Source organism: Nitratireductor sp. GISD-1A_MAKvit, from assembly GCF_040819555.1.
In the GTDB taxonomy this organism is placed as follows: Bacteria; Pseudomonadota; Alphaproteobacteria; order Rhizobiales; family Rhizobiaceae; genus Nitratireductor.
Genome location: NZ_CP161920.1, coordinates 2427848 through 2453536 on the forward strand (window position 1 = coordinate 2427848; position 25689 = coordinate 2453536).

At 62.0% G+C, this 25689-nt stretch carries 19 protein-coding genes and 5 pseudogenes; 17 read left to right on the forward strand and 7 right to left on the reverse strand.

Annotated features, from left to right (window positions below):
- Positions 1 to 3 precede the first annotated feature (3 nt).
- The 3 genes and pseudogenes from AB2N04_RS12820 to AB2N04_RS12830 all read left to right on the forward strand — a co-directional run bounded on the left by AB2N04_RS12820 (position 4) and on the right by AB2N04_RS12830 (position 3046).
- Positions 4 to 978: a Bug family tripartite tricarboxylate transporter substrate binding protein gene (locus AB2N04_RS12820; RefSeq protein ID WP_367714839.1), complete on the forward strand. Its 975-nt coding sequence runs from the start codon at positions 4 to 6 to the stop codon at positions 976 to 978.
- Positions 979 to 1062: 84 nt separating this feature from the next.
- A complete protein-coding gene (locus AB2N04_RS12825) occupies positions 1063 to 1494 on the forward strand; it encodes a tripartite tricarboxylate transporter TctB family protein (RefSeq protein WP_367714840.1) in 432 nt (143 codons plus the stop codon).
- 15 nt (positions 1495 to 1509) lie between these two features.
- Positions 1510 to 3046, forward strand: a pseudogene (locus AB2N04_RS12830) (tripartite tricarboxylate transporter permease).
- 13 nt (positions 3047 to 3059) lie between these two features.
- Here the strand turns inward: AB2N04_RS12830 and AB2N04_RS12835 are convergent.
- The 3 genes from AB2N04_RS12835 to AB2N04_RS12845 are packed head-to-tail and all read right to left on the reverse strand — an operon-like array spanning position 3060 to position 7517.
- Entirely contained in the window at positions 3060 to 3947 is an 888-nt protein-coding gene (locus AB2N04_RS12835; protein WP_367714841.1) for a DMT family transporter, read from the reverse strand.
- Entirely contained in the window at positions 3944 to 6298 is a 2355-nt protein-coding gene (locus AB2N04_RS12840; protein ID WP_367714842.1) for a PIG-L family deacetylase, read from the reverse strand. The genes AB2N04_RS12835 and AB2N04_RS12840 overlap by 4 nt, the downstream gene beginning before the upstream one ends.
- Before the next feature lie 19 nt (positions 6299 to 6317).
- A complete protein-coding gene (locus AB2N04_RS12845) occupies positions 6318 to 7517 on the reverse strand; it encodes an ROK family protein (RefSeq protein ID WP_367714843.1) in 1200 nt (399 codons plus the stop codon).
- A gap of 147 nt (positions 7518 to 7664) precedes the next feature.
- Here AB2N04_RS12845 and AB2N04_RS12850 point away from each other — a divergent pair, with 147 nt between their 5' ends.
- The 6 genes and pseudogenes from AB2N04_RS12850 to AB2N04_RS12875 all read left to right on the forward strand — a co-directional run bounded on the left by AB2N04_RS12850 (position 7665) and on the right by AB2N04_RS12875 (position 14209).
- The gene (locus AB2N04_RS12850; RefSeq protein ID WP_367714844.1) at positions 7665 to 8924 is read left to right on the forward strand and encodes an extracellular solute-binding protein; all 1260 of its coding nucleotides are present in this window, start codon (positions 7665 to 7667) and stop codon (positions 8922 to 8924) included.
- Positions 8925 to 8977: 53 nt separating this feature from the next.
- A pseudogene (locus tag AB2N04_RS12855) lies at positions 8978 to 9872 on the forward strand (carbohydrate ABC transporter permease).
- A gap of 1 nt (position 9873) precedes the next feature.
- The gene (locus tag AB2N04_RS12860) at positions 9874 to 10755 is read left to right on the forward strand and encodes a carbohydrate ABC transporter permease (protein ID WP_367714845.1); all 882 of its coding nucleotides are present in this window, start codon (positions 9874 to 9876) and stop codon (positions 10753 to 10755) included.
- A 7-nt stretch (positions 10756 to 10762) separates the two neighbouring features.
- Positions 10763 to 12250, forward strand: a complete 1488-nt coding sequence (gene argH, locus AB2N04_RS12865) for an argininosuccinate lyase (RefSeq protein ID WP_367714846.1) — start codon at positions 10763 to 10765, stop codon at positions 12248 to 12250.
- A gap of 4 nt (positions 12251 to 12254) precedes the next feature.
- Positions 12255 to 13313 carry an ABC transporter ATP-binding protein gene (locus AB2N04_RS12870; protein WP_367714847.1) on the forward strand — a complete coding sequence of 353 codons (1059 nt, stop codon included), beginning with the start codon at positions 12255 to 12257 and terminating at the stop codon, positions 13311 to 13313.
- Positions 13313 to 14209 (forward strand): carbohydrate kinase family protein, encoded by an 897-nt coding sequence (locus tag AB2N04_RS12875; protein ID WP_367718809.1) that lies wholly within the window; start codon positions 13313 to 13315, stop codon positions 14207 to 14209. The genes AB2N04_RS12870 and AB2N04_RS12875 overlap by 1 nt, the downstream gene beginning before the upstream one ends.
- Here the strand turns inward: AB2N04_RS12875 and AB2N04_RS12880 are convergent.
- Genes AB2N04_RS12880 through doeA form a run of 3 tightly spaced genes read right to left on the reverse strand, consistent with a single transcriptional unit; the run spans position 14206 to position 17269 of the window.
- Complete coding sequence (locus AB2N04_RS12880; RefSeq protein ID WP_367714848.1) at positions 14206 to 14898, reverse strand: GntR family transcriptional regulator; 693 nt, start codon at positions 14896 to 14898, stop codon at positions 14206 to 14208. The two genes, AB2N04_RS12875 and AB2N04_RS12880, sit on opposite strands and share 4 nt — an antisense overlap.
- 19 nt (positions 14899 to 14917) lie before the next feature.
- Positions 14918 to 16081 carry an acetylornithine deacetylase gene (gene argE / locus AB2N04_RS12885; RefSeq protein ID WP_367714849.1) on the reverse strand — a complete coding sequence of 388 codons (1164 nt, stop codon included), beginning with the start codon at positions 16079 to 16081 and terminating at the stop codon, positions 14918 to 14920.
- A gap of 3 nt (positions 16082 to 16084) precedes the next feature.
- Complete coding sequence (gene doeA / locus AB2N04_RS12890) at positions 16085 to 17269, reverse strand: ectoine hydrolase DoeA (RefSeq protein WP_367714850.1); 1185 nt, start codon at positions 17267 to 17269, stop codon at positions 16085 to 16087.
- A gap of 221 nt (positions 17270 to 17490) precedes the next feature.
- Here doeA and eutB point away from each other — a divergent pair.
- From eutB to maiA, 7 genes and pseudogenes are all read left to right on the forward strand, one after another.
- Positions 17491 to 18514, forward strand: a pseudogene (gene eutB / locus AB2N04_RS12895) (hydroxyectoine utilization dehydratase EutB).
- Positions 18504 to 19496 carry a cyclodeaminase gene (locus AB2N04_RS12900; RefSeq protein WP_367714851.1) on the forward strand — a complete coding sequence of 331 codons (993 nt, stop codon included), beginning with the start codon at positions 18504 to 18506 and terminating at the stop codon, positions 19494 to 19496. Before eutB ends, AB2N04_RS12900 begins: the two are co-directional and overlap by 11 nt.
- Positions 19497 to 19498: 2 nt before the next feature.
- Positions 19499 to 19999, forward strand: coding sequence for an Lrp/AsnC family transcriptional regulator (locus tag AB2N04_RS12905; RefSeq protein ID WP_367714852.1), 501 nt, complete (start codon positions 19499 to 19501; stop codon positions 19997 to 19999).
- Between the two features lie 127 nt (positions 20000 to 20126).
- A pseudogene (locus tag AB2N04_RS12910) lies at positions 20127 to 21612 on the forward strand (NAD-dependent succinate-semialdehyde dehydrogenase).
- Positions 21613 to 21659: 47 nt separating this feature from the next.
- The gene (locus AB2N04_RS12915; protein WP_367718810.1) at positions 21660 to 23033 is read left to right on the forward strand and encodes an aspartate aminotransferase family protein; all 1374 of its coding nucleotides are present in this window, start codon (positions 21660 to 21662) and stop codon (positions 23031 to 23033) included.
- An 82-nt stretch (positions 23034 to 23115) separates the two neighbouring features.
- Positions 23116 to 23812: pseudogene (locus AB2N04_RS12920) on the forward strand (fumarylacetoacetate hydrolase family protein).
- 1 nt (position 23813) lies between these two features.
- Complete coding sequence (maiA, locus tag AB2N04_RS12925; RefSeq protein WP_367714853.1) at positions 23814 to 24464, forward strand: maleylacetoacetate isomerase; 651 nt, start codon at positions 23814 to 23816, stop codon at positions 24462 to 24464.
- Positions 24465 to 24482: 18 nt separating this feature from the next.
- Here maiA and AB2N04_RS12930 read toward each other — a convergent pair whose 3' ends face one another.
- On the reverse strand, positions 24483 to 24947 hold the full coding sequence (locus tag AB2N04_RS12930; protein WP_367714854.1) for a MaoC family dehydratase: 465 nt from the start codon (positions 24945 to 24947) through the stop codon (positions 24483 to 24485).
- A gap of 280 nt (positions 24948 to 25227) precedes the next feature.
- Here AB2N04_RS12930 and rirA point away from each other — a divergent pair, with 280 nt between their 5' ends.
- Entirely contained in the window at positions 25228 to 25689 is a 462-nt protein-coding gene (gene rirA / locus AB2N04_RS12935) for an iron-responsive transcriptional regulator RirA (protein ID WP_367714855.1), read from the forward strand.

Below are 25689 nucleotides of genomic sequence, written 5' to 3' on the forward strand. Positions count from 1 at the left end.
TCGATGAAAAACTTGCTCGGCCTCGCGGCCGCTTTCACGCTCGCATCCAGCCTTTCGGCCTTTGCGTTCGAGCCCAACAATACCGAATGCATTGCGCCCGCAAATCCCGGTGGAGGCTGGGACTTCACCTGCCGTCAGGTGGGCAAGACGATGCAGGACCTTGAGCTGGTGCCCGGTACGATGCAGGTCACCAACATCGCCGGTGGCGGTGGTGGCGTCGCCTTTGCCGAAGTGGTGGGAAAGCGCAATTCGGAAAACAACCTTATCGTGGCAGCGTCTTCGGCAACCGCCACGCGCCTTGCACAGGGTGCCTTCCCCGGCAACACCATGGACCAGGTGCGCTGGGTCGGCGCTGTGGGAGCAGATTACGGGGTCATCGCGGTTGCCAAGGATTCCCCCATCAACACGCTTCCTGAACTGATGGAGAAGATCAAGACCGACCCGGGCTCCGTGTCGGTGGCCGGCGGATCGGCCGTGGGCGGCTGGGATCACCTCAAGGTGCTGATCGCCGCTTCCGAGGCAGGCATCGAGGATGTGCGCCAGGTTAAATATGTGGCGTTTGATGGTGGTGGCGAAGCCGTAACGCAGCTTCTTGCCGGCTCCGTACAGGCCTTTACAGGTGATGCTTCGGAGGCCAAGGGGTTTGTCGATTCCGGTGACATCAAGGTCATCGCGGTGATGGCTCCCGAGCGTCTTGAAGGTGATTTTGCCTCGTTCCCGACGGCCAAGGAACAGGGGATAGACGTGATCGGCGCCAACTGGCGTGGTTTCTATGCTCCCGGCGACATGTCGGATGAAGCCTACGCCTACTGGGTCGATGCCGTCAGCAAGGTCTACGCTTCCGACGAATGGAAGGAAGTGATGGCCCAGAACGGCCTTGCGCCGCTCGATCTTCAGGGTGACGAATTTCAGGCCTTCGTGAAGGAGTCCATCGATTCCATCACCGATCTGTCGAAAAAGATCGGAATTCTGAAGTAATCCGCATGTGATCATTTCCGGGCCTGCCGGCATCATCCTGCAGGCCCGGATTGCATCAGGAACAATCAGGGGAGCGCGTCCGACATGAGCGACCGTATCTTCGGGGCTTTCGGCTTCCTTCTTGCCGCCTTCTACATCTGGCAGGCAACACAGATCGAGCTGAGCTTCATTTCCGACCCGTTCGGGCCAAAAGCCTTTCCATTCATGATCGGCACCGTGCTGGCGATCTCCAGCGCGGTGATCGTCCTCAAACCGGACACCGAGCCCGAATGGCCGACTTTCGCACGCCTGTTCGAGATCGGCATGGCGACCGCCGTCATGGTGGCCTATGCGCTGTTTCTCAAGGAATACGGCTTTGTCGCCTGCACGGCGATAGCAGCGAGCTATCTCTCCTGGCGCCTTGGTTCCGGCCCGGTTTCGGCCCTCATCGCCGGCCTTCTCATCGCCGTCGGAATCTACGTCATTTTCCATCTTGTCCTGGGACTGTCGCTGGCGCGCGGCCCCTGGGGCTTCTGAGGCGGGAGGCCCTTCATGGACACATTAGCATCACTCGCAGACGGTTTTGCCGTCGCGCTTACCTGGCAAAACCTCATGCTTGCGCTGATTGGCTGCTTTCTCGGCACCATCATCGGCGCCCTGCCGGGCCTCGGCCCTTCAAACGGCGTTGCTATCCTCATTCCGCTCGCCTTCACGCTCGGCCTTCCGGCCACGCCGGCGCTCATTTTGCTCACCAGCGTCTATTACGGCGCCATGTATGGCGGGCGCATCTCGTCGATCCTGCTCAACATTCCAGGCGACGAACCGGCGCTGATGACGACGCTCGACGGCCATCCCATGGCCAAGGCCGGCAGGGCCGGTGAAGCGCTGGCGATTTCCGGCCTTGCCTCCTTTGTCGGCGCGTTCTTTGCCACATGGGGGCTGGTCTTTCTGGCACCACAGCTCGTCAAGGTCGCGCTCCTCTTCGGCCCGGCGGAATATTTCGCGCTCTTCGTGCTCGCTTTCGCCACGCTTGGCGGCATTGCAAGCCGCAATCAGGCCAAGGCCGCAGTCGCTGCCGTCATCGGTCTCGGCATCGCCACCATCGGTGTCGACGGTCAGACCGGCGTTCCGCGCTTTTCCTTCGGCGAGGTGCATTTATACGACGGGATCGACTTCCTCGTCGCCATTGTCGGCCTTTTCGCGCTCTCGGAAGTCTTCATCTTTCTTGAGCACCGCGCCGGCAGCGGCGCCGATGACAAGGTGGTGAAGGTGGGCCGCATCGTGCCGCCATGGAAAACCGTGCGCGAGACCATTCCCGCCATGGGGCGCTCGACCATCTTCGGCTTCATCGCCGGCGTCCTGCCGGGGGCCGGTGCCTCGCTCGGCTCCTTCATTTCCTACACGTTCGAAAAGCGCATCTCCGACCGCAAGGGAACGTTTGGAAAAGGCGACCCGCGCGGCGTCGCCGCCCCCGAGGCTGGCAACAATTCGGCCGCTGGTGGTGCTCTGGTGCCCATGCTGGCGCTCGGCGTCCCCGGCTCCGGCACCACCGCCGTCCTGCTTGCCATGCTGCTTGCGCTCAACATCACGCCCGGCCCCCCTGCTCTTCCAGCAGAATCCGGATGTGGTCTGGGGGCTGATAGCTGCCCTCTTCATCGGCAACATCATGCTTCTGGCAATGAACCTGCCGCTGGTCTCGCTCTTCGTGCGGGTGCTTCTTATCCCGACACGCTATCTGATGCCCGCCGTGGCGATGATCTCCTTCGTCGGCATTTACGGCATATCCGGCTCGACCTTCGATCTGGTGGTGATGGTCATCTTCGGTGTCATGGGCTGGGTGCTCCGCAAGCTCGACGTGCCGCTGGTGCCGATCATTCTCGGTGTGTTGCTTGGCGATCAGATGGAAAAGAACCTGCGCCGCGCCATGACCATCCATGACGGCGACTGGACGATGCTCTTCAACTCCTGGCTGGCGATCGGTCTGTGGACCTTTGCCATTGTCGGCTTTGTCCTGCCGCTGATCGTGGGGCGCTACTTCCGCCCGAAGATTGCCGACGAGGCCATCGCCGAGGGCTCCGACCCAGACTGAGCTGAAGTGTCTTTCAGCTTCCCGAGGCGGCGTGGCTCCTGAGCCGCGCCGTTCTCAATGTAAGGAACCCTGTGGCAAGCACGATGATCAAGGCACCGATCACCGTGTTGAGACTGGGGATCTCACCAAAGAAGACATAGCCGACAAGCCCCGACAGGATGAGGCTCGAATAACCGAGCGGTCCCAGAAACCCGGCATCGCCCAGCCAGTGGGCGCGCAGGAAACAGAATTGCGCGGCCTGCGAAAACAACCCCACCGCCAGAAGAAACGGCCAATGCCCAGCCGCAACCGGCTGCCAGCCAGAGAGCGCCGGAAAAGCGGTGATGAGCGCCAGCCCACCGGTGTAAAACAGCATCATGACGACCGGCGGCGTGCCCTTGAGCTGCCGCGTGACAATGATTGCACCCGTACCGGCCAGAACAGCGGCGAGTGCGGCCAGAAGCGCCGGTGTCCAGGGCACGTTGGCCGGACTTGCGGCTATGAACGCCCCCACCAGTCCCAGCGCAGCCGCCAGCCAGCGCGAGCCGGAAACCGCTTCACGCAGGATCACCGCCGAAAGCGCCACCAGAACCACGGGCCGGGTGAAATTCATCGTCATGTAGAGCGCCAGCGGCAGATGCGCGACCGCGTAGAAGCCGCCTGTCAGCGCCACAGCCGACAGGAAAACCCGTAACAGATGCAGCGGCACATGGTCGATCCGAGTAAGGACGGATCGCTGGTGCGCCAGCCATGGCAGGATCACGCAGAAACCGACCAATGCGCGGAGAAAAACGAGCTGCCAGGGTGGATAGCCGGCCCCCAGCGCCTTGACGATGGATATGGCCCAGATGTTGAGGCCCATATCCGCCAGAAGCCAGGCCCCGGCGCGCAGATTGTCCTTCGGAGTTGCTCCAGCACTCACGGCCTTGCCACGAGGTTCGCCATCAGGCGGAACGCACCCGGCACAAGCTTCTCCATCTGATGGTGCAGGATGAGTGCCACATGGGTGTGCCGCCCCTTGCCGATGCGGGCAGAAAGGAGCGAGCCCTCATGCGGTACCTCATCGGGATCGGCCATCGAAAGAAGCGGTTCATAGACCTCGTCCCAGCTCCTGGCGAAGTAAAGGCCCCGCTCCTTGTGCCAGCCCTTCCAGTCCTCGGCGACAATGCGGTTGGGCGTGTTCAGCAACGCATGATCAGGCAGGAGATGGGTCACCTCGGCATTCTCATCGGTCACCCGCCAGCGCAGCGATGGCTTGCCGATTTCGAGCCGGCGCACCGGCACGGTCTCCGGATCCCAGTCATCCCACGGGCGGTGATAGAGCGTGACAAGATTGCCACCCGCCTCCACCCAGCGATGCAGCACCGGCATGGCATTTTTGAGCGCCGGTCGTGCACGCATGGCGAATATACCCACCACAATCGTGTCGAGATTCTTCAACCCTTCTTGCGTGATCTCGCTGTCCGCCAACTCGGTCACATCGAGGCCGAGAGCCCTGAGCCAGTGACCCACGCGGTCGTTGCCACCACCGACATAGCCCACCCGCACATCCGGCAGTGCCACATCCAGAACCCGCACGGAAAGCTGCGCCGGAAACGCGCGCGCGCGTTCGCCGGTATGTGGATAACTGATCCGCTTGACAGTTTCGGCGGGCGTCCCGTCGATCTGAAGGGAAACATCGTAGAGGCCCGACGCAATGTCTTTCGGCGCTTCCACGAGAAAACCGCCCGCAACGGACTTTGCGGACCAACCGGAAGGCAATTCCAGCCCCACTTTCCCCGAATGCGGATAAAGCTCGCAAACGCGCAGATCGATCTGGCGGGTGGCTGCCGCTGTGTTGATCAGAGCACGGTCGGGAGAGAGTGCTGCCGAGCGTGCAGGAAGCACGACCGGCGCCCGTTCCAGCGGCAAAAGCGTCTCCGACGAGACTTCATCGACGGTCACGCCGACACGGATGGCCGGAAGGCGCGCAACACCGGGACGGTATGTGGCCGGATAACAGTCCGTGCTTTCGGCGTCGACCGGCACGTGAACGGCACCATCCGCAAAGCGCCAGCCTTCCGGCAGAACCGGCGACACCTCCGCAACGGGACCGGAGCTTTCAATGGTCAGCGCGACATGATCGCCGGGCCGCAGGACATCGCGTTCGAGCCAGGCGCGCACCTCCACGCCACTGGCAATCCGCATGATGTGAGAAAGCTGCATTTCCTTTGCCGCGAGGCGGTGGTGAACCTCGTCTCGTGCCCTGTCGGGGCAGGCATCGCGGGCAGCACGCACCGCCTTGAGGGCCAAGGCCGCCTGCTGCGCCACCGCTTCGATATCCGGAAACGCGGCCAGTGCTGCATCGCAGGCCGTCTGCGCCGCTTTCAGGTCGTCGGCAATTTCAGGCGCACCGGCAAAAGAAGCCAGATCGGCCAGTGTGGCCGGAAGCCCGTCCGTGATCCGGTCATCGGGACCATTCACCTCGGATCGTACCAGATGCAGTGGCCAGTCGCGCTCCTGCCCGTGAGGCACCCAGCGGCCCATGCCCTGCGTCAGATGGAAGGCGCGCGACTGCTCGCCGATCTGCGCCCAGCTCCACCCGGTTACCGGGTCTTCGCCCGCACCCTTGACCGTCAGCGTGGCTTTGGGTGGCGGCAGATCGTCATCGTAATTGTCGCCTGCGCCCGACCATGCCGGCAGGTAGAGCTTCTTCACCCGCCAGACCGGAAGATCCACGCCCGGAAATTCCGGGTCGGCGGCAGCGCAAACCACGTCATGGGCAAGCTCGGTCATCGCCCGGTGATGCCCATGCTGCCCCGGCACGTCCAGGAATGTGGGGCAGATGATGTCCGGTCGCTCGGTGCGGATGATCTCGACAAAGCGCTTGAGCGTGCGCTCGCGACCCCATTTTTCAAGCGTTTCGGTGCCGCGTTTTGAAAAGCCGAAATCGAAGATCGTGTCGTCGGGTGTTTCCGATAGCCAGTAGAGATTGAGGTTCAGCACATCGGCCGCGCGCTCCATTTCCGCCGTGCGCACCACCCCCAGGTCATGCGTTAGCTCGGAGCCGATGGCATTCTGTCCGCCCTCGCCGCGATTTGCGCAGGCAAAGGAGAGCGAAATGCCATCGCGCAGGGCCAGTGCCGCCAGCATTTGCGATGTCTCGTCGTCGGGGTGTGCGCCCGTGTTCATGAAGGAGACGCAGGATTTCAGCGGTGCCAGGGCCTGCCACAGTTTGACAATGCGCGGATTGCGCAGCTGTGCGGCTATACGCTCCTGATCGGAAACGGGCATTTCTGAACCTCCCAGAGAATCAAGTTTTCGCGGCAATGCGCGGTGTGATGGTGTCGTGGATGACGAGTGCTGCCCCGCCTAGAGCGGCGGTGAGACGCCCGCAGGCGCCGCGCTGGACACGTGGTGTGGCGCGCCGGTCGCTGGCAGCCACCGACCCGGCCGGCAGGTAGAGCGCGGAAATCAGATGATCGAGCACCGCATCGGGCATGGCACCGCCCAAAATCACGGTTTCGGGATCGAACAGGTTTTCGATCAGTCCGATCGCCTGTGAAAGCGGTCCGGCAGCCTCGTTGATCCACGCCATCAAATGCGGGTCGTTCGCCTCATAAAGCCGCTCGATATCAGAAACGCTCGCAATGGCGATGCCGGCCTTTGCCAGCTGCTCCCGCGCCGCGATCCGGCTGGCATAGGTTTCAAGGCATCCCCGGTTCCCACAGGCACATTGACGACCGTCGGGCGTGACGATCACATGGCCGATCTCGCCTGCATTGCCGAACGCACCGCGCCGCACCTCGCCATCCTCGACCACGCCGAGCCCCAGGCCCGCTCCGAAATAGAGAAAGCAGAAGGTGCGAAGTCCGCCAGCGATGCCGCGCACGCGCTCGGCCACCGCTGCCGCCGTGGCGTCATTCTCCACCACCACGGCCATGTCGAGCGCTTCCTCGAAAAGCGCTGCCGCATCCACATCGCTCCAGCCATGCAGCGCGGACTGTCCCGCACCCGATATGCCCACATTGCCGAATGGCCCCGGCATCACGACACCGGCGCCAAGCAGCCGCTGGCCAGAGCCGCAGCTTGCCTTGAGTGCCTCGCTCAGGATCGACTGGGCGATCGACAGGACGGTTTTCGGATCGTTGTGCGGCAGCGCGACGCGTGTGGTGTAGAGCGTTTCACCGGCAAGATTGACCAGCGCGCCGAACATGGCGTCGGGCCGCACCTCGATGCCCAGTGCGGCCGCGCCATCACCGTTGAGACGGTATTGAAGGACCGGCAGCCCCCTGCCCGACGAATGTCGGCCGGCTTCCGCCAGAAATCCATCCTCCTCCAGCTCCGCGATGATGTTGCTGACCGCCTGCGTGGAAAGCCCGGAGAACCGAGCAAGCTCCGCGCGGCCGATCGGCTGGTGCTCACGCACAAGCCCCAGCACCACCTGCCGGTTATGCAGACGCGTGCGCTCGGCATTGGAACCGACGATGCGACGGGGATTGTTGATCTTCATATCTGCTTATTAATTCAACTAACTTGAATATTCAACTTGATTGAGTTAATCGTCGATGAATGGACATTCCGCCTCATCGAGACGGATGAACAGAGGGTGACAGGCTGGCCGGCAGATTTCGGGCAGCGTTCAAAGGGAGCAAGCAGGATGAAACTCAACAGACTACGGACCTTCATGCTGGGTGCCGCAACGGCAGCCATGACCATGGCCGCAGGCAGCGCATCAGCGGTCGAGATCGAGTACTGGCAGTATTTCTTCGAAGCCCGCGTCAATGCGATGGACAAGCTGATCGAGAATTTCGAGGCAGCCAATCCCGACATCACCGTCAAGATGACGCATTTCCCCTATGACAGCTATCGCACCAAGGTTGCCGCGGCCATTCCCGCCGGACAGGGCCCCGACGTCGTCCAGCTCTTCTATGGCTGGCTCAACGACTATGTGGAAGCCGAGCTGATTCAGCCCCTGCCGGCCGAAACGTTCCCGCCGGAAAAGATCGAGGAAGAGTTCTTCCCCATGGTCAAGGCCATGCGGATGGGCGACAGCTACTGGGCCCTGCCAACCGCAGTGCGCTCGCTGGCGCTCTTCTACAATAAGCGCATGTTCGATGAAGCCGGCATCGAGAACCCGCCGGCCAATCTCGACGAGCTTGTCGAAACCGCGAAGAAACTCACCAAGAAGGACGGTGCGGGCAATCTGACCGCCGTCGGCCTGACCACCGGCATGACCGCGCAGGACCATCACTGGATCCGCGAAGTGCTGATCCGCCAGTTCGGCGGCGAGCCCTATCTGGATAACTACAAGACCGTCAACTACAACAATGAGGCCGGGCTGAAAGCCTTTGGTTTCTATAATGATCTGCAGGCCAAGCATGGCGTGACCAAGGCTGCCTTCATGGACGAGCCGCAGGCCGCCTTCAAGGCAGGCCGCGCCGGCATGCACATTGACGGTTCCTTCCGCATCGGCGCGCTGGAAAGCGTGCGCGGTCTCAAATGGGGCGTGGCCGAGCTTCCCGCCGGGCCCGATGGCACCAAATCGAACTATTCCTCCTACTGGGTGAACGCAATCACCTCCAAGGCGGAAGGCGAGAAGTTCGATGCCGCCGTCAAGTTCATGGAGTACCTCACCTCCGACGAGGCCATGCAGATCTGGCTTGAGACCGTCGGCGAACTGCCAGCCAAGCCGTCTGCCGCCATGACCGACGAAAACGTCAACCACCCGGTCTATGGCCCCTTCATCAAGGGTCTGGAATACGCAAAGACCACCGTTTTCGCCAATGAAAGCGCCCAGCGTCAGGCCATGGTGGACATGATGCAGCGCATCGAACTGCAGGGTCAGGCGCTTGAAGAGAGCGTCTCGCAGGCCGCCGAGGAAGAGCAGAAAGTCCTCGACGAATACTACAAGAAATAAGGCCTTTCGGGCGTCCGGCCAGCCGGGCGCCCAACGAAATTCGGGACGGGGCCATGCGCTTTTACAACAATCTCACCATCTCGCAGAAGCAGATCGTCTGGGCCTGGATCTTCCTTGCCCTGCCGGTTCTCTTCTACGTTGTCATCCGCTTTTATCCGACAGCCAATGCCTTCGTTCTGTCCTTTCAGGAATGGAACCTTCTTGGCGACCGGAAATATGTGGGCCTTGAAAATTACGCCAAACTGTTCAGCGATCCAGTCTTCTGGAAAGTGTTCAAGAACACCTTCCTGTATCTGATCCTGGGCACGCCGGTCAGCCTCGTCCTGTCCTTCATCATCGCCTATCATCTCGACAAGGTGCGGTTCATGCACGGCACCATCCGTGCGCTCTATTTCCTGCCCTTCATGACGAGTGCTGTCGCCATGGCCTGGGTGTGGCGCTGGTTCTACCAGCCGGTCCCCATCGGCGTGTTCAACAATTTTCTGGCAAGTTTCGGCATCGGCCAGATCGAGTTTCTGAGCTCGACCACCAATGCCCTGCCCTCGGTTCTGGCCTGCGCAGTCTGGGCCGGCCTCGGCTTTCAGGTCATCATCTTCATGGCGGGGCCTGCGCGCCATTCCGCAGAGCTATTACGAGGCCGCGCGCATCGATGGCGTGTCCACATGGACGGTTCTCACCGAGATCACCATCCCGCTTCTGAAGCCCACCATCGTGTTTCTGGTGGTCTTTTCCTCGATCGGTTTCCTGCGGATCTTTGATCAGGTTTTCAACATGACCACCAACAATCCGGGCGGTCCGCTGAACTCCACCAAGCCGCTTGTGCTTCTGATCTACGACACCGCCTTCAACGGCTTCAACATGGGCTACGCGGCAGCGCAGACCGTCGTGCTTTTCACCATTCTGCTGGTCGTCAGCCTGATCCAGCTTCGACTTTTGAAGGATAGCTGACATGGCCAGTCAGGACATCGCCGTAAAGCCTTCCACCGACGCGCTTTTCTCCGGATCCTCGCGCAACTCCCGGCGCAATATGGGACAGTTCATCCGCTGGGCGCTCCTGTTCGGCGGCGGCATTCTCATGATCATGCCCATCGTGTTCATGGTCTCGACCTCGCTGAAATTCCCCTTCGAGGTCTACAATCTGAACCTGATCCCCGAAGAGCCGACCATCGAGAACTACACCTATGTGCTCGAAGACGGACGCTTCTATCGCTGGTTCGTCAACTCGCTGGTGATCTCCATCGTCACCACCGCATCCGCCGTCTTTTTCGACGCGCTGGTGGGGTATGCGCTGTGCAAGTTCAAATTCCCCGGCCGCTATCTGGTCTTCATCGCCATTCTCTCGACATTGATGATCCCGACCGAGATGCTGGTCATCCCGTGGTATCTCATGAGCAAGAGCTTTGGCTGGCTCGACACCTATTGGGGCATCATGTTCCCCGGTGTCATGACCGCCTTCGGCACCTTCCTCATGAAGCAGTTCTTCGAAACTGTTCCCGACGATTTCCTGGAAGCTGCACGCATCGACGGGCTGAACGAGTTCCAGATCTGGTGGCAGGTGGCCATGCCGCTCGTGCGCCCGGCGCTCGCCGCCCTCGCGATCTTCGTCTTTCTCGGCAACTGGACCGCCTTCATCTGGCCGCTGATCGTCACCAATTCGGTGGAGATGTACACGCTGCCTGTGGGGCTCTCGAGCTTCGGCGACGAGGTGGACGTGGCCTGGGAACTGATCATGACGGGTGCGGCCATTTCCACACTGCCCACACTGGTCGTCTTCCTCATCTTCCAGCGCTTCATCATCCGCGGCGTTGTCATGGCCGGCCTCAAGGGATAAGCGCATAATGAGTCTGAACGAGAAATTCCCCCATCCCGTCTACAAGGACACGGTGCTGGCACCGCTCTTTGAAGGCGTGAAGGCCAATTATGTGGGTGCGTTCCGCGCCATCAACCGGGCGCATCTGGTGATGCTGACGGAAACCGACATCCTTGCCCGCGAGGATGCGAAACGCATCGCAGCCGCCCTCGTCGACATTGACGAAACTGTCGATGTCGACGCCCTCACCTATACCGGCGAGGTGGAAGACTATTTCTTCCTCGTCGAGGCGGAGCTCAAAAAGCGGCTTGGGCCGGATCTTGCCGGCATGCTGCACACGGCCCGCTCGCGCAACGACATGGACCACACGGTCTTCAAGCTCACCTTGAAGCACCATGCCGACACGCTGATCGGCAAGGCGCATTCGTTGGCCTCAGCCCTCATCGCCAAGGCCGAAGCCGAACGCGACACGCTGATCGTTGCCTACACGCACGGCCAGCCGGCCCAGCCCTCCACCTTCGGCCACTATCTGTCGGCGGCCGTCGAGGTGCTTCTGCGCGACATCGAGCGCCTGCAGGCCGCCCGCGCCAATATCGATCATTGCCCAATGGGGGCTGCCGCCATCACCACCAGCGGCTTCCCCATCGACCGCGCCCGCATGGCCGATCTTCTGGGCTTTTCCGAGCCGCTGCGCAATTCCTATGGCTGCATTGCATCCGTTGACTATGTCACCGGCCTCTACAGCGCGATGAAGCTCACTTTCCTGCATCTCGGGCGCCTGATCCAGGACATGCAGTTCTGGTCGGCCTTCGAGGTGGGACAGCTTCATGTGCCCGGCAGTCTCGTGCAGATTTCATCCATCATGCCGCAGAAGCGCAATCCCGTGCCCATCGAGCATCTGCGCCATCTTGCGTCGATGACCTGCGGGCGCGCGGACGCGGTCGTCAACACGATGCACAACACGCCCTTCACCGACATGAACGACAGCGAGGGCGAGGTTCAGGTGGCCGGATATGCGGCTTTCCAGAGCGGCGCACGCGTCCTCGATCTTCTGGCAGCGCTCGTCAGCGCCGTCTCCATCGATGGTGACCGCGTGGCGAAAAATATCGATGCCGCCTGCATCACGGTGACCGAACTCGCCGACACGCTGGTGCGCCGCGAGGGGCTCTCTTTCCGGCAGGCACACGAAATCGCAGCCACCACGGCCCGCGCCGTCATTGCCGCCGGCAAACCGCTTGGCGAAGGTCATGACGCCTTCTCTAAGGCCTTCCGGGAACTGACCGGGCGCGACAGCACGCTCGACCCCGCAGCCTATGGCGAGGCCGTCAGCGCACGCCATTTCGTTGCGGTGCGCGAGCGTTTCGGCGGTCCGGGACCCGAAGCCATGAACGAGGCGCTTCAAACCTATCGCGCCACCCTCACCCGCCTTTCAGAACAACAGGCAGCGGACCTTGCCCGCGCCGAAAAAGCCGGAGCCGCGCTCGACGCCGCTTTCGGCGCTCTCTTGCAGGAGTAGACCCTTGGCCACCTTGTCCCTACGCAATCTCGTCAAATCCTACGGCAAGGTCGAGGTGCTTCACGGCATCAATCTCGACGTGGCCGATGGTGAATTCGTCGTCTTTGTCGGCCCGTCCGGCTGCGGCAAATCCACGACACTGCGCATGATCGCCGGCCTTGAGGAGATCAGCGGAGGCGAAATCCACATCGGCGAGCGCCTCGTCAACAATCTGGAGCCCAAGGAGCGCGACATCGCCATGGTGTTCCAGAACTATGCGATCTATCCGCATATGTCGGTGCGCAAGAACATTGGCTTTGGCCTGCGCACGTCCAGGCTTTCAAAAGAAGCCAAGGACAAGCGCATCGACGAGGTGGCCGCCATTCTCGGCATGACCGATCTTCTGGAGCGCCGGCCAAACCAGCTCTCGGGCGGGCAGCGGCAGCGCGTCGCCATCGGCCGTGCCATGGTGCGCGATCCCGCCGTCTTCCTGTTCGACGAGCCGCTCTCCAATCTCGATGCCCAACTGCGCACCCAGATGCGCCTTGAAATCAAGAAGCTGCACCAACGCGTTGGAAACACGATCATTTTCGTGACGCACGACCAGGTCGAAGCCATGACCATGGCCGACCGGATCGTCATCATGAAGGATGGCTATATCCAGCAGGTCGGCACGCCGCTTGAGGTCTACCACAAGCCGGCAAACACCTTCGTCGCCCAGTTCATCGGCGCCCCATCCATGAACATGCTGCCGGGCAACTGGGCCGGAAAGGGCGTGAAACTCGGCGACGGGCTCGGCATCGATCTGCCCGAACGCAGCGCCTCGGAAGGGGCGGACGTGATCCTCGGCATCCGTCCCGACGACCTTGTCGTGACCGGTGGCAAGGGGCTTTTCTCCGGCACCGTCAACATTGTCGAACCGCTCGGCGCGGACACGCTGGTCTATGTCGGCGTCAACGGTCATGAAGTGATCGCAAAGGCTTCCGGCCGCAAGCCACCAAAGGCCGGCGAACCGGTGAAACTCACGGCGAAGTCCGGCGAAATGCACCTGTTTGACGCGAAATCCGGGGAGGCGCTGCCGTGATGCAAGCCAACCGGTCAGGCCGCGTCCTGAGCGTGGGCCGGCTTTACTGCGATCTCATCTTCACGGAACTCCCGAAGATGCCAACGCTGGGAGAGGAAGTCTTCGCGGGCGGCCTGTCCATAAAGCCCGGCGGCGGCGCGTTCATTACCGCTGCCTATGTGGCGGCCCTCGGTCGTCCGGTCTCGCTGGCATCGGCATTGCCCTCCGGGCCATTCGCCGCAGCACTGATGAAAGAGCTTGAGGCAAGCGGCATCGATCTTTCGGCTTCGCAGCCCATGCCCGACACGCTCGATCCGCAGATCACCGTGGCCATGACATCGGGCACGGAACGCGCCTTCCTCACCCGGCGCGCCGGGCCCGCCGTGCCGGAGACATTTGCACGAGCCATCGCCAGCGGCGGTTTTGCCCATCTCCATATCGGCGAGCTCGCCACGCTGGTGGAAGCGCCCTTCCTCATCGAGCAGGCGCGCGGTGCCGGGCTATCCATCTCGCTCGACTGTTCCTGGGACGATGCGGTTCTGGCCCGAGACGATCTCGCCTCGCTGATCGGCGCCGTGGACATATTCCTGCCCAACGAGACGGAGGCGCAGCGGCTTGCCATTTCCCCCGGCAAGAATCCGCCCGCCCCACTCACTGTCGTCAAGCGCGGGCCGGAGGGTTCCATCGCCATCAGCGCGGACAACACGGTCTCGATGCCGACGCAGCCCGTAAATGTAATCGATTCCACGGGCGCCGGAGACGCGTTCAATGCCGGCTTCATAGATGCGTGGCTTTCCGGCAAACCGCTCGAAGATTGCCTTGAAGCGGGCAATCGCTGCGGGGCGGAAGCCGTCATGCGGGTCGGCGGGGCAACCGATCTGCCCGATCTGAGCGCGCTGGCGCGGGAAATGTCTTAAGGAGAGCCGGTCTCCACCTCGTCGCCGGCCCGGGCCTTCAGCCGGGCAAAGCTCATCGCCACATGGGCGCGGCGGATCTGCCCGACGCTTTCGAGCGCCCCGCAGGCAACCGCAGCGGCAATGTCGGAGACCTCGCGCAGGAGAAAACCAATCTCGCTGGCCAGCGTTTCTTCCGTGCCGTCCTCGCCGGCAGCGCGTTTCAGCCAGATCCTCGTCGTCTGGTAGTAAAGTCGTTCGGAGAACTCCTGCAGCGGCTCGTTCTCCGTCAACGTCATCAGGAGATGGAAGAAATCCATGTTGAGCTGCGCAAACGCGCGCTGGCTCGGCGTTTTGACCAGAGCCTCGCAGCGCGATTTCATCGTGGCAAAGGCGTGCCTCGCGTCCTCATCGGGCTCTGCCGGTGAAACCTTGCCAAGCAGTTCGGAAAGTTCCACTCGCAGGCGATAGACCTGTTCCAGCGAGGCAATGTCGATATCCGTGACGATGGTGCCCACGCCATGGACCGAGCGCAGATAGCCTTCGTCTTCGAGCCGGGCCAGAACCCGGCGGATCGGCGTGCGGCTTGTATCGAATTCCTCGGCGAGGTCTTCTTCGCGCAGCCGCATGCCCGGCGGATAGTCGAGCAGGCAGATGCGCTCGCGCAAAAGCGTGTAGATCCGCTCAAACCGCGCGCGAGCCTCGCCTGTCATCGTTCTCGCTCCATCGCCCTCAGCTCACCTTCCTGCCCAGCCGTTCCAGCATGCCGAGACATTCATCGAGCTGTTCCAGCGAGACGAACTCGTCTGCCTTGTGCGCTTGCTCTATCGAGCCCGGCCCACAGATCACGGAGGAAATACCCGCTTTCTGGAAAAGCCCTGCCTCCGTGCCGAACGCCACCACTTCCGCCTCGGTAAGGCCGGTAAGCTCGGAGACGATCTGGCGCGCCTCCGATTCGGTTACCGGCTCCAGCCCGTCCACCTCACCGATCACATGGGTCACAATGTCGGCCCCCTCGAACACCGCTCGCATGGCCGGTTTCAGCTCGGCTTCGACAAAAGTGCGAATGCGGTCTTTCACAAAATCCGCATCCTCATTGCGCACCGGGCGCATTTCCCATTCCACCGAACAATGGTCGGCGATCACATTGCGCGCCGCACCGCCCGAGATCGTGCCCACCTGAAGCGTCGTCCAGGGCGGGTCGAACCGGTTGCCCTTGGGCGCGCGCGTCTTCAGCTCCTCGGCCAGCGCCATGAGTCGCGAAATATAGCGCACGGCATATTCAACCGCGTTGACGCCGCGTTCAGGCGAAGAGGCATGGCCGGCAAGCCCGCGAAACTCGGTCGTGTATTCGAAACAGCCCTTGTGGCCTTCGATGATGCGCATCATGGTCGGCTCGCCGATAATGGCGACGGAGGGCCGGACCTCGGCCCGCTCCAGTTCCTCCACCAGCGCGCGCGCGCCAAAACACCCCACCTCCTCGTCATAGGTGAACGCGAAATGCAGTGGCCTTTTGAGGTCCAGCTCGGCAAAGTTCGGCGCCATGGCAAGGGTGCAGGCGATGAAGCCTTTCATGTCACAGGTGCCACGGCCATAAAGCCTGCCATCCGCCTCACGCATGGCAAAGGGATCGCCTGTCCACTCCTGCCCCTCGACCGGCACCACATCGGAATGGCCCGAAAGCACGATGCCGCCATCTCCTTCGGGTCCGAGCGTGGCAAACAGGTTTGCCTTGTGCCCGCTCTCGTCGAGCGTCATCGATAGCCTGGCACCGAGCGCGCTCAAAAGCTCGCTCGCATAGGCGATCATTTCCAGATTGCTGTCTGCCGAAATGGTAGGAAACCCCACCAGATCGGACAGAATGCGCGTCGTGTTATCAAGCGTTTCGGACCGCATGGATCAGGTCTTCACGATCAGTTCGCGCGGGCGGCGGCACAGCGCCTCGGCTGGCCCATCTTCGGTGATCAGAATGCTTTCGGTGATTTCCAGCCCCCAGTCGGCCATCCACAGGCCCGGCATGAAATGGAAGGTCATGCCCGCTTCCAGAATAGTTTCGTCCTCACGGCGCAGCGAAATGGTGCGCTCGCCCCAGTCGGGCGGATAGGAAATGCCGATCGGATAACCGCAGCGCCCGTCACGCGTGATGCCGGCCCGCTCCAGCGCGCCATAAAGCGCATCGGCGATCTGGCCGGCACGATTGCCCGGACGCGCCATCTCCAGTCCTGCCTCGATGCCTTCCACCAGCGCCTTCTCCGCATCCAGCATGTGCTGCGGCGGCGTGCCGAGAAAGACGGTGCGGCAGAGCGGCGCGTGGTAGCGGCGGTAGCAGCCGGCGATCTCGAAGAAGGTCGCGTGCCCCTGCTCGAAGCGGCGCCCGTCCCAGGTCAGATGCGGCGCAGCCGCGTCGGAGCCGGTCGGCAGAAGCGGCACGATGGCCGGATATTCGCCCCAGTCGTCATCGACACCGCGAATGGCGTCGGCATAGATTTCCGCCACCAGATCGTTCTTCTTCAGGCCCGGTTCGATGCGTTCGACAATACCGTCGATCATCTTTTCCGAAATCCGCGCCGCGCGGCGCATGAAGACGATCTCTTCGTCGGATTTCACCGCCCGCTGCCAGTTCACCAGCGCCGTGGCATCCACAAAGGTCGCGTTGGGCAGTTCTTCCTTCAGGACAAGATAGGCCTTGGCGGAGAAATAGTAGTTTTCCAGCTCCACGCCGATCCGCTTGTTGCCAAAACCATGGGCGCGCAGGATTTCGGCCAGGTGCTGCATCGGATGCAGCGTGTTGGCCTGCACATAATGGTCGGGATAGCGCAGCACCCGGTCGTCATCCATGTAGACCGTGCGCACGGCGCCGTTTCCGTCCATGGAGCGGCCCCACCAGATCGGATCGGCATCCTTGAAGACGATCACACCCTGATGGACATAGAACGACCACCCGTCATAGCCCGTCAGCCAGGCCATGTTGGAGGGATCCTCCACGAACAGGACATCGATACCCTGCGCCTCCATGGCGTTGCGGGTCTTTTCCAGGCGTGCGGCATATTCCTGCGCGCTGAAGGGCATTTCGGCTGCTGGCATGGTTCCTCCAAAAAGCGAAAGACCGGACGCTTGTGCACCCGGCGAAACCGTACACCGGAAAGGCATTCGCAACCTTGTGTACAACTACCCCATCATCATATTTTTCAGCGCTGGAATCGCACGAAAACGACATTGGATGTCGTTGTTTCTATTCCTGCGAAAATGATGTTGTGTACAAATCCAAACATCACGCTGCCTCGTAGACAATCCGGGAGTTTTTCATGAGCCACAGGGCAACGCTTGCGCTGGCAGACATTCTGGCCGCCCGCCGTCGCATCAGAGCCATTGCATCGCTCGACACGCCGCTCCCGCCCTCGCCCTTTCTCAGCCGGCTTGCCGGGGACGAGGTTCTTCTCAAGCTCGAAATCGGGCAGGCAAGCGGTGCTTTCAAGCTGCGCGGTGCCGCCAATGCGGTGCTTACCCTGCCGGACGACGCCACCGGCGTCACCTGCTGTTCCACCGGCAATCATGGCCGCGCCGTCGCCTATGCCGCCCGCGCGCGTGGCTTGCGCGCCGTCATATGCATGTCAAAGCTCGTGCCGGAGGCAAAGATCGCCGGCATCAGGGCGCTTGGCGCAGAGGCCCCGCATCATCGGCGAAAGCCAGGACGAGGCGCAGGTCGAAAGCCGCCGCCTCGCCGATGAAGAAGGGTTTTGCGAAATCTCGCCCTTCGACGATCTGGCCGTGATCGCCGGTCAGGGCACGATCGGGCTCGAACTTCTGGAACAGCGCCCGGATCTCGAAACCGTTCTCATCCCGCTGTCTGGCGGCGGCCTCGCCGGCGGTATCGCGTTCGCGCTGAAGACGATCAAACCTTCCATCCGCGTCATCGGCATCACCATGGACCGGGGTGCGGCCATGCACGCCTCGCTTGCCGCTGGAATGCCGGTCGCTGTCACCGAGGTGGCGAGCCTCGCCGATTCGCTCGGCGGCGGGATCGGGCTCGAAAACCGCCATTCCTTCGCGCTCTGCCGCGACCATCTCGATGATGTCGTTCTCGTCACCGAAGAAGAAATCTATCGCGCCATGCAGGCGCATTATTTCGAAGACCGGCTGGTGTGCGAAGGGGCGAGTGCCGTCGGTGCCGCCGCGCTCATGGCGGGCAAGATCTCCGGAAGAATCGGCCCCACCGCCACGCTCATCACCGGGCGCAATGTCGACATGCAGGTCTTCACCGACATCGTCTGTGGCCGCGACGTTGCGCTCGGCGACACGATCATCAAGGGAGCATCCCATGCCGCATGACATTCTCGTTCTGACCGAAACCGATCTGCGCAAGGCGATCCAGCTCGATCTCGAAGCCATCGACGTGGTGGAAGAAGCCTTCCGCGCACTCGCCTCGGGCTCCGTCATCATGCCGCCCATCCTCTCCATGGACATTCCGCAGGTTCACGGCGAGGTGGATGTGAAGACGGCCTATATTCCAGGCTTCGACGGGTTCGCCATCAAGGTCAGCCCCGGCTTTTTCGACAATCCGAAAATCGGCCTGCCGAGCCTCAACGGGCTGATGATCCTGTTTTCGGCAAAAACCGGGCTTGTGGAAGCACTTCTGCTCGACAACGGATTTCTCACCGATGTGCGCACCGCCGCCGCCGGCGCGGTCGCCGCCCGCCACCTTGCGCCAGTGACGGTCGAAACCGCCGGCGTGATGGGAACCGGCGTTCAGGCCCGCCTGCAGATGATCGCCGCGCATCAGGTGCGCCCTTTCTCCCGCCTTCTCGTCTGGGGGCGCGACGCGGAAAAGGCAAAAGCCTGCGCCGCCGATCTGGCCAAAACCCTCGGCATCGACGCAAATGCCGAGACGGACCCGGCCCGTCTCGTCGCCGAAAGCCAGCTTGTCGTCACCACCACGCCGGCGCGAGAACCTGTTCTCAAGGCCGAATGGCTGCACCCCCGCCTCCACATCACAGCCATGGGCTCCGATCAGGAAGGCAAGAACGAGATCGAGCCGACAGCCCTTGCCCGCGCCGATCTCTATGTCGCCGACCGCGTGAGCCAGTGCGAGAAACTCGGTGAACTGGCAGCCGCCATCTGCGCCGGCACCTGGAAGGGCGGCACGCCACCGGAACTCGGTGAAATTGTTTCCGGAGCCAGAACCGGCCGCACGAGCGACGACCAGATCACCATCTGCGATCTCACCGGAACAGGCGCGCAGGACACGGCCATCGCCACTTTTGCACGCGCCCGGGCCTTGACAGCGAAGGCCGGTAAGACGATCCAGAGCTGACCATGCTCAAGCTCGACGATCGCGATCTCAAGATTCTCGGTATCCTTCAAAGGGAAGGCCGCATTTCCAAGGCGGCGCTGGCCGAACGCGTGAACCTCACGCCCGCCCCCTGCTGGGAACGGCTCAAACGCCTTGAGAAGGCGGGCATCATCACCGGTTACCGCGCCGAAGTGGCGCTGGCGAAGCTCGCACCCCACATCGCGGTCTTCATGGCGGCAGAGCTTGCCGGCCACCGCGCCGAGGACTTTCAGCGATTCGAGCGCAGCGTTCAGGACATCGATGAAATTATGGGCTGCTGGGCTGTGGGCGGCGGGTTCGACTATATCCTGCAGATCATCGCCCGCGACATCGACACCTATCAGCGGCTGGTCGACCGGCTTCTGGAGATGAATGTGGGGCTCGCGCGCTATTTCACCTACATCGTCACCAAGCCGGTCAAGCAGCCGGGCCCGTTCCCGCTTGGCGTTCTGGTGAGCACCGACGAGGCCACGCAGAAGGAATAGCGGGCGCAGGCCACGAAGTTCAGAAGAAACATCGGCACACCCTGCCAGAATTGTCAGAAAATTTGGCGCCTCAGGCGGCATGATTCCAGTCGAACCGAACACTGGAAATCCGCTTGGGAGAAAGCCGATGACCGCATTTGCCGCCCTACAGAAAACCGCCCTTTCCGATCTCGCCGATCCGCGTCTTTTCCGCGAATACGCCTATGCGAACGGCCACTGGATCGCCGCCCCCGGCGACCCGGTCGTGGATGTCCATAATCCCGCCGATGGCGCGCGGCTCGGCTGTGTTCCAGCACTCACCGCCGGGCAGGTCGATGACACCATAGAAGCAGCCCACAAGGCATTCTCCACATGGGCTGCCCTTCTCCCGCAGGAGCGCGCGCAGATCCTGATGCGCTGGTACGATCTGATCGTCGCGGCAAAAGAGGACCTTGCCCATCTCATGGTTCTGGAACAGGGCAAGCCCCTGTCGGAAGCGCGCGGCGAGATCGATTACGCCGCCTCTTTCGTCTCCTTCTATGCGGAGGAGGCCAAACGCATTTCGGTCGAGAGCGTCGCCTCGCACCTGGCGGATGCCGACATGCAGGTTTCGCGCGAGCCGGTGGGCGTTGCGGCCCTCATCACACCGTGGAACTTCCCCTCCGCCATGCTCACCCGCAAGGCGGCGGCGGCGCTTGCCGCCGGCTGCACGGTCGTGTCCCATCCCTCGTCGGAAACGCCCTTCTCAGCACTCGCCCTTGCAGAGCTTGCCGAACGTGCCGGTGTGCCTGCCGGTGTCTTCAACGTGCTCACCGGCAAGGGCCGCCGAAGTGGTGGGCGCGATGACCGCCTCAAAGCATGTGCGCGCCCTTTCCTTCACCGGTTCCACAGAAATCGGTCGGCTCCTCTATGAGCAGTCCGCCCCCACCGTCAAACGCCTTGTCATGGAACTTGGCGGCCATGCACCCTTCATCGCCTTTGCCGATTGCGACCTCGATCACGCGGTCGAGAGCGCCATCTCGGCCAAGTTCGCCACCTCCGGGCAGGACTGCCTTGCCGCCAACCGCTTCTATATCGAGCGCTCCATTTATGACGCGTTCGTCGCAGCCTTTGCCCGCAGGGTCGAGGAACTGACAATCGGCAACGGCCTCACCGATCCCGATATCGGTCCGCTCATCCATGAGCGCGCGGTCGCCAAGCAGAAAGAACAGGTTGAAGATGCACTGGCAAAAGGCGCGCGTCTGGTAACGGGCGGAAACGTGTCGCGGCACGGCCCCACCTTCTTCGATCCCACGGTTCTGGCCGATGTGCCCGAAACCGCGCTCATATTCCGCCAGGAGACCTTTGGCCCGATTGCCGCCTTCACCCCCTTCGACGACGAAGCGGACATGCTCGAAAAGGCGAACGATACCGAGACGGGCCTTGCCGCCTATCTGCACACGCAGGATCCCGGCCGCATCGCGCGCCTGTCGCGCGGTCTCGAATTCGGCATGGTGGCGGTCAACCGCACCAAGATCACCGGCGCGCCCATCCCCTTTGGCGGGGTCAAGCAGGCGGGCCTTGAGCGCGAGGGCTCCCGCCACGGGCTGGAAGCCTTCACCAACATCAAATATGTCTGCCGCAACATCGGTTGATCGGCTTTGAAAGACACACAATTCAGGACGAACAGGAGAGCGACATGCTGTTGAAGAACGACCAACTCGACCAGTGGGACCGCGAGGCCTTCTTCCATCCCTCGACCCATCTGGCCCAGCATGCGCGCGGCGAAAGCGCAAACCGCATCGTGACCGGCGGCAATGGTGTTTATATCGAGGACCGCGACGGCAAGAAGCTGCTTGACGCCTTTGCCGGACTCTATTGCGTCAATGTCGGTTATGGCCGCACCGAGATCGCCGATGCGATTGCCGAGCAGGCAAAGGAACTTGCCTATTACCACGCCTATGTGGGCCATGGCACGGAAGCCTCGATCAAGCTCGCCAAGATGATTGTCGACCGTGCGCCGGAAAACATGTCCAAGGTCTATTTCGGCCTCGGCGGCTCCGATGCCAACGAAACCAACGTCAAGCTGATCTGGTACTACAACAACATACTAGGCCGCCCCGAGAAGAAGAAGATCATCTCGCGCTGGCGCGGCTATCATGGCTCCGGCCTGATGACCGGCTCGCTGACCGGGCTTGAGCTCTTCCACAAGAAGTTCGACCTGCCGCTCGCCCAGGTGGTCCACACCGAAGCGCCCTATTACTATCGCCGCCCGGACCTCGCCATGAGCGAGGAGCAGTTCACCGCCCATTGCGTGGCCGAGCTTGAAGCGCTGATCGAGCGCGAGGGCGCGGACACAATCGCCGCCTTCATCGGCGAGCCTGTGCTTGGCACGGGCGGCATCGTGCCGCCGCCGGCTGGATACTGGGCCGCGATCCAGAAAGTCCTGCGCAAAAACGACATTCTTCTCGTCGCCGACGAGGTGGTGACCGGCTTTGGACGCCTCGGCTCCATGTTTGGCTCCATCCATTACGACATGGAACCCGACCTCATAACCATCGCCAAGGGCCTCACCTCGGCCTATGCGCCGCTTTCAGGCTCCATCGTCGGCAAGAAGATGTGGGAAGTGCTTGAGCGCGGCACGGATGAAAACGGCCCCATCGGCCATGGCTGGACCTATTCGGCCCACCCCATCGGCGCGGCAGCCGGCATCGCCAATCTGGAACTGGTCGACAAGCTCGGTCTCGTGAAGAATGCCGGCGAGACGGGCGCTTACTTCGTCAACGCGATGCGTGACGCCATCGGCGCACACGCCCATGTCGGCGAAGTGCGCGGCGAAGGCATGCTGTGTGCAGTCGAGTTCGTGAAGGAGCGTGAAAACCGCACCTTCTTCGACGCTTCCGAGAAGATCGGCCCGCAGATGGCCGCAGCCCTTCTCGAACAGGGTGTCATCGGCCGCGCCATGCCGCAGGGCGACATTCTGGGTTTCGCGCCTCCGCTCTGCCTGACGCGCGAAGAAGCAGACACGATTGTCGATGCGACCGCCAAGGCCGTGAAGTCCGTCTTCAAAGACTGATCTCGAGGGTCAGGCGCTTCGGGGCCTTGCCCCGGAGCGTCAATTCGGCCATCTCTTCTCCGCAGTCACCTGGGAGAATTTCATGGCCGATTTCGTTTTTTCGCCCGCCCCGCAGCCCTCCGTCGCCGTAGCCGGCACCGAGGCACGCTTTCCGGTGCGGCGCATCTTCTGCGTCGGGCGCAATTATGCCGCCCATGCCCGCGAAATGGGCCATGAGCCGGATCGCGAACCGCCATTCTTCTTCACAAAACCGGCAGATGCGGTGGTCGACACCGAAACCGTGGTTCCCTATCCCAGCCTCACGAAAAACCTTCACCACGAGATCGAGATGGTCGTGGCCATCGGCAAGGGCGGCAGCGACATCGATCCGGCTGATGCGCTCGACCATGTCTATGGCTATGCGGTTGGCCTCGACCTCACGCGGCGTGATCTTCAGGGAGAAGCGAAGAAAAAGGGCCGCCCGTGGGACTGGGGCAAGGCGTTCGACCGTTCATCGCCCTGTGGCCCCATCGTGCCCGCCACCGAGACAGGTCACCCTTCCGAAGGCCGTGTCTGGCTCGCCGTCAATGGCGAGATCCGTCAGGAAGGCAATCTCGGCGAACTGATCTGGCCGGTGGCCGATGTGATTGCGCTGTGCAGCCAGGCCATGGAGCTGAAGGGCCGGCGACCTGATCTACACCGGAACGCCCGCCGGTGTCGGCGCGATCCAGCCGGGCGACCAGCTCGAAGGCGGCGTCGACGGCATCGGCGAGATCGCCATCACCATTGGCGAGGCATGAGATGAACGACATCGTCCTGCACAATTATTTCCGTTCCTCCACCTCCTTCAGGGTGCGCATCGCGCTTGCCATGAAGGGGATCGACTATCGCTATGCCGCGCACCATCTGCGCCATGGTGAACATCGCGGTGAGGCCTATCTCTCGGTCAACCCGCAGGGCCTCGTACCGGCACTCGTGTGGAGCGACGGCACAATGATCGCGCAGTCCATGGCGATCATGGAGTTTCTGGATGAGACGGTGCCCGAGCCCCCGCTCCTGCCCTCCGATCCGCCGGGCCGCGCGCGGGTGCGCATGCTCTCCCAGATGATCGCCTGCGAAATCCATCCGGTGAACAATCTGCGCATTCTAAACGCACTCAAGGAGCGTTACGGCGCCGACGATGCGGAAATCGGTTCCTGGTTCCGCCACTGGGTGAAAGCGACATTCGAACCGCTTGAAAAGATGCTCTCCGACAGCCCTGAGACCAACGTCTTCTGCCACGGCGACACACCCGGCATGGCAGACATCTGCCTCGTCGGGCAGGTCACCAACAACAGGCGCTTCGATGTCGACATAAAGCCCTACCCGACCATTCAGCGCATCAATGATGCCTGCATGGCGTTGGAAGCCTTCCAGAAGGCCGCTCCACCCAATCAACCCGATGCTGAATAGTTCGGCCGGAAGGCCGGCTCAGCCAGCCTTCTCCTCAATAATCAGCATGATGATGGTTTCGGCTGCGAGCGCCGGCGTGTCCTCGCCCTCGATTTCCACCTCGCCATGATGGCGCACGAGATATCGTCCCGGTGCCTTTTCCTCGACACTGTTGAGGCTCGTGCGCAGCCGCACGCGACTGCCTGCCTTGACCGGCGCCAGAAAGCGCAGCTTGTCGAGCCCGTAATTGATGACCGTGCCCAGATCCAGAGGCCAAGCGCCGCAGTCGTAGGACAGCGCCGATAGAAGCGACAGCGTGAGAAAGCCGTGCGCCACCGGCTTGCCGAAGGGGCTTTCGCGCTTGGTGCGCTCCCGGTCCACATGAATCCACTGGTGATCATGGGTGCAATCGGCGAACCGGTCGATCATCGACTGGTCGACAACCACCCATTCGGAAACCCTGGTCCCGGTACCGATCTTCGTTTCCAGCACCTGCGCGTTCATGGGCTCGGCCTTTTCTCAGCTGCGACACACCTCAAACCGGTGTGGGACCGACGCTTCAACGCTTCGCCGGGCACCACTGGCGGGCCACATTTCATGCGGCGCGGCGAACTATTGTGCATCGCAACACGAATGGCAAGCCCACCATTCAACCGCCCGATTTGCTTCCGGGCAGCAGGATGTCCTATAAAGTTGACATGTTTTATCAGATTTTTGTCAATCAACTCTGGAATTATTCTAAACAATAAGCCATATTGCAGGAACGCTATGTGAAAGGACTGTTATGCGCTTAACGCGACAAACCAATTATGCGATTCGGATCCTGATGTATTGCGCCGCCAATGATGGCCGTTTGAGCCGCATATCGGACATCGCCGAAGCCTATTCGCTTTCCGACTTATTCCTGTTCAAGATCCTGCAGCCGCTGGTCGAACACGGCTTCGTTCAGACCGTCCGTGGGCGGCATGGCGGTGTTCGTCTGGCCAAGCCGGCCTCCGAAATCACCCTGTTTGATGTGGTGCGTGTCACCGAAGACAATTTCGCCATGGCGGAATGTTTCGAAAATGACGATGCCGACTGCCCTCTGGTCGAAAGCTGCGGCCTCAACGAAGCCCTGCGCAAGGCTTTGAACGCATTCTTCGAAGTCCTGGCGGATTATACGATCGGCGACCTCGCATCTGCCAAGCCGGATATGCGGCTGCGCCTTGGCCTCGATGAACTGCCGGAGCGGGTTGCGGCGCGCTAG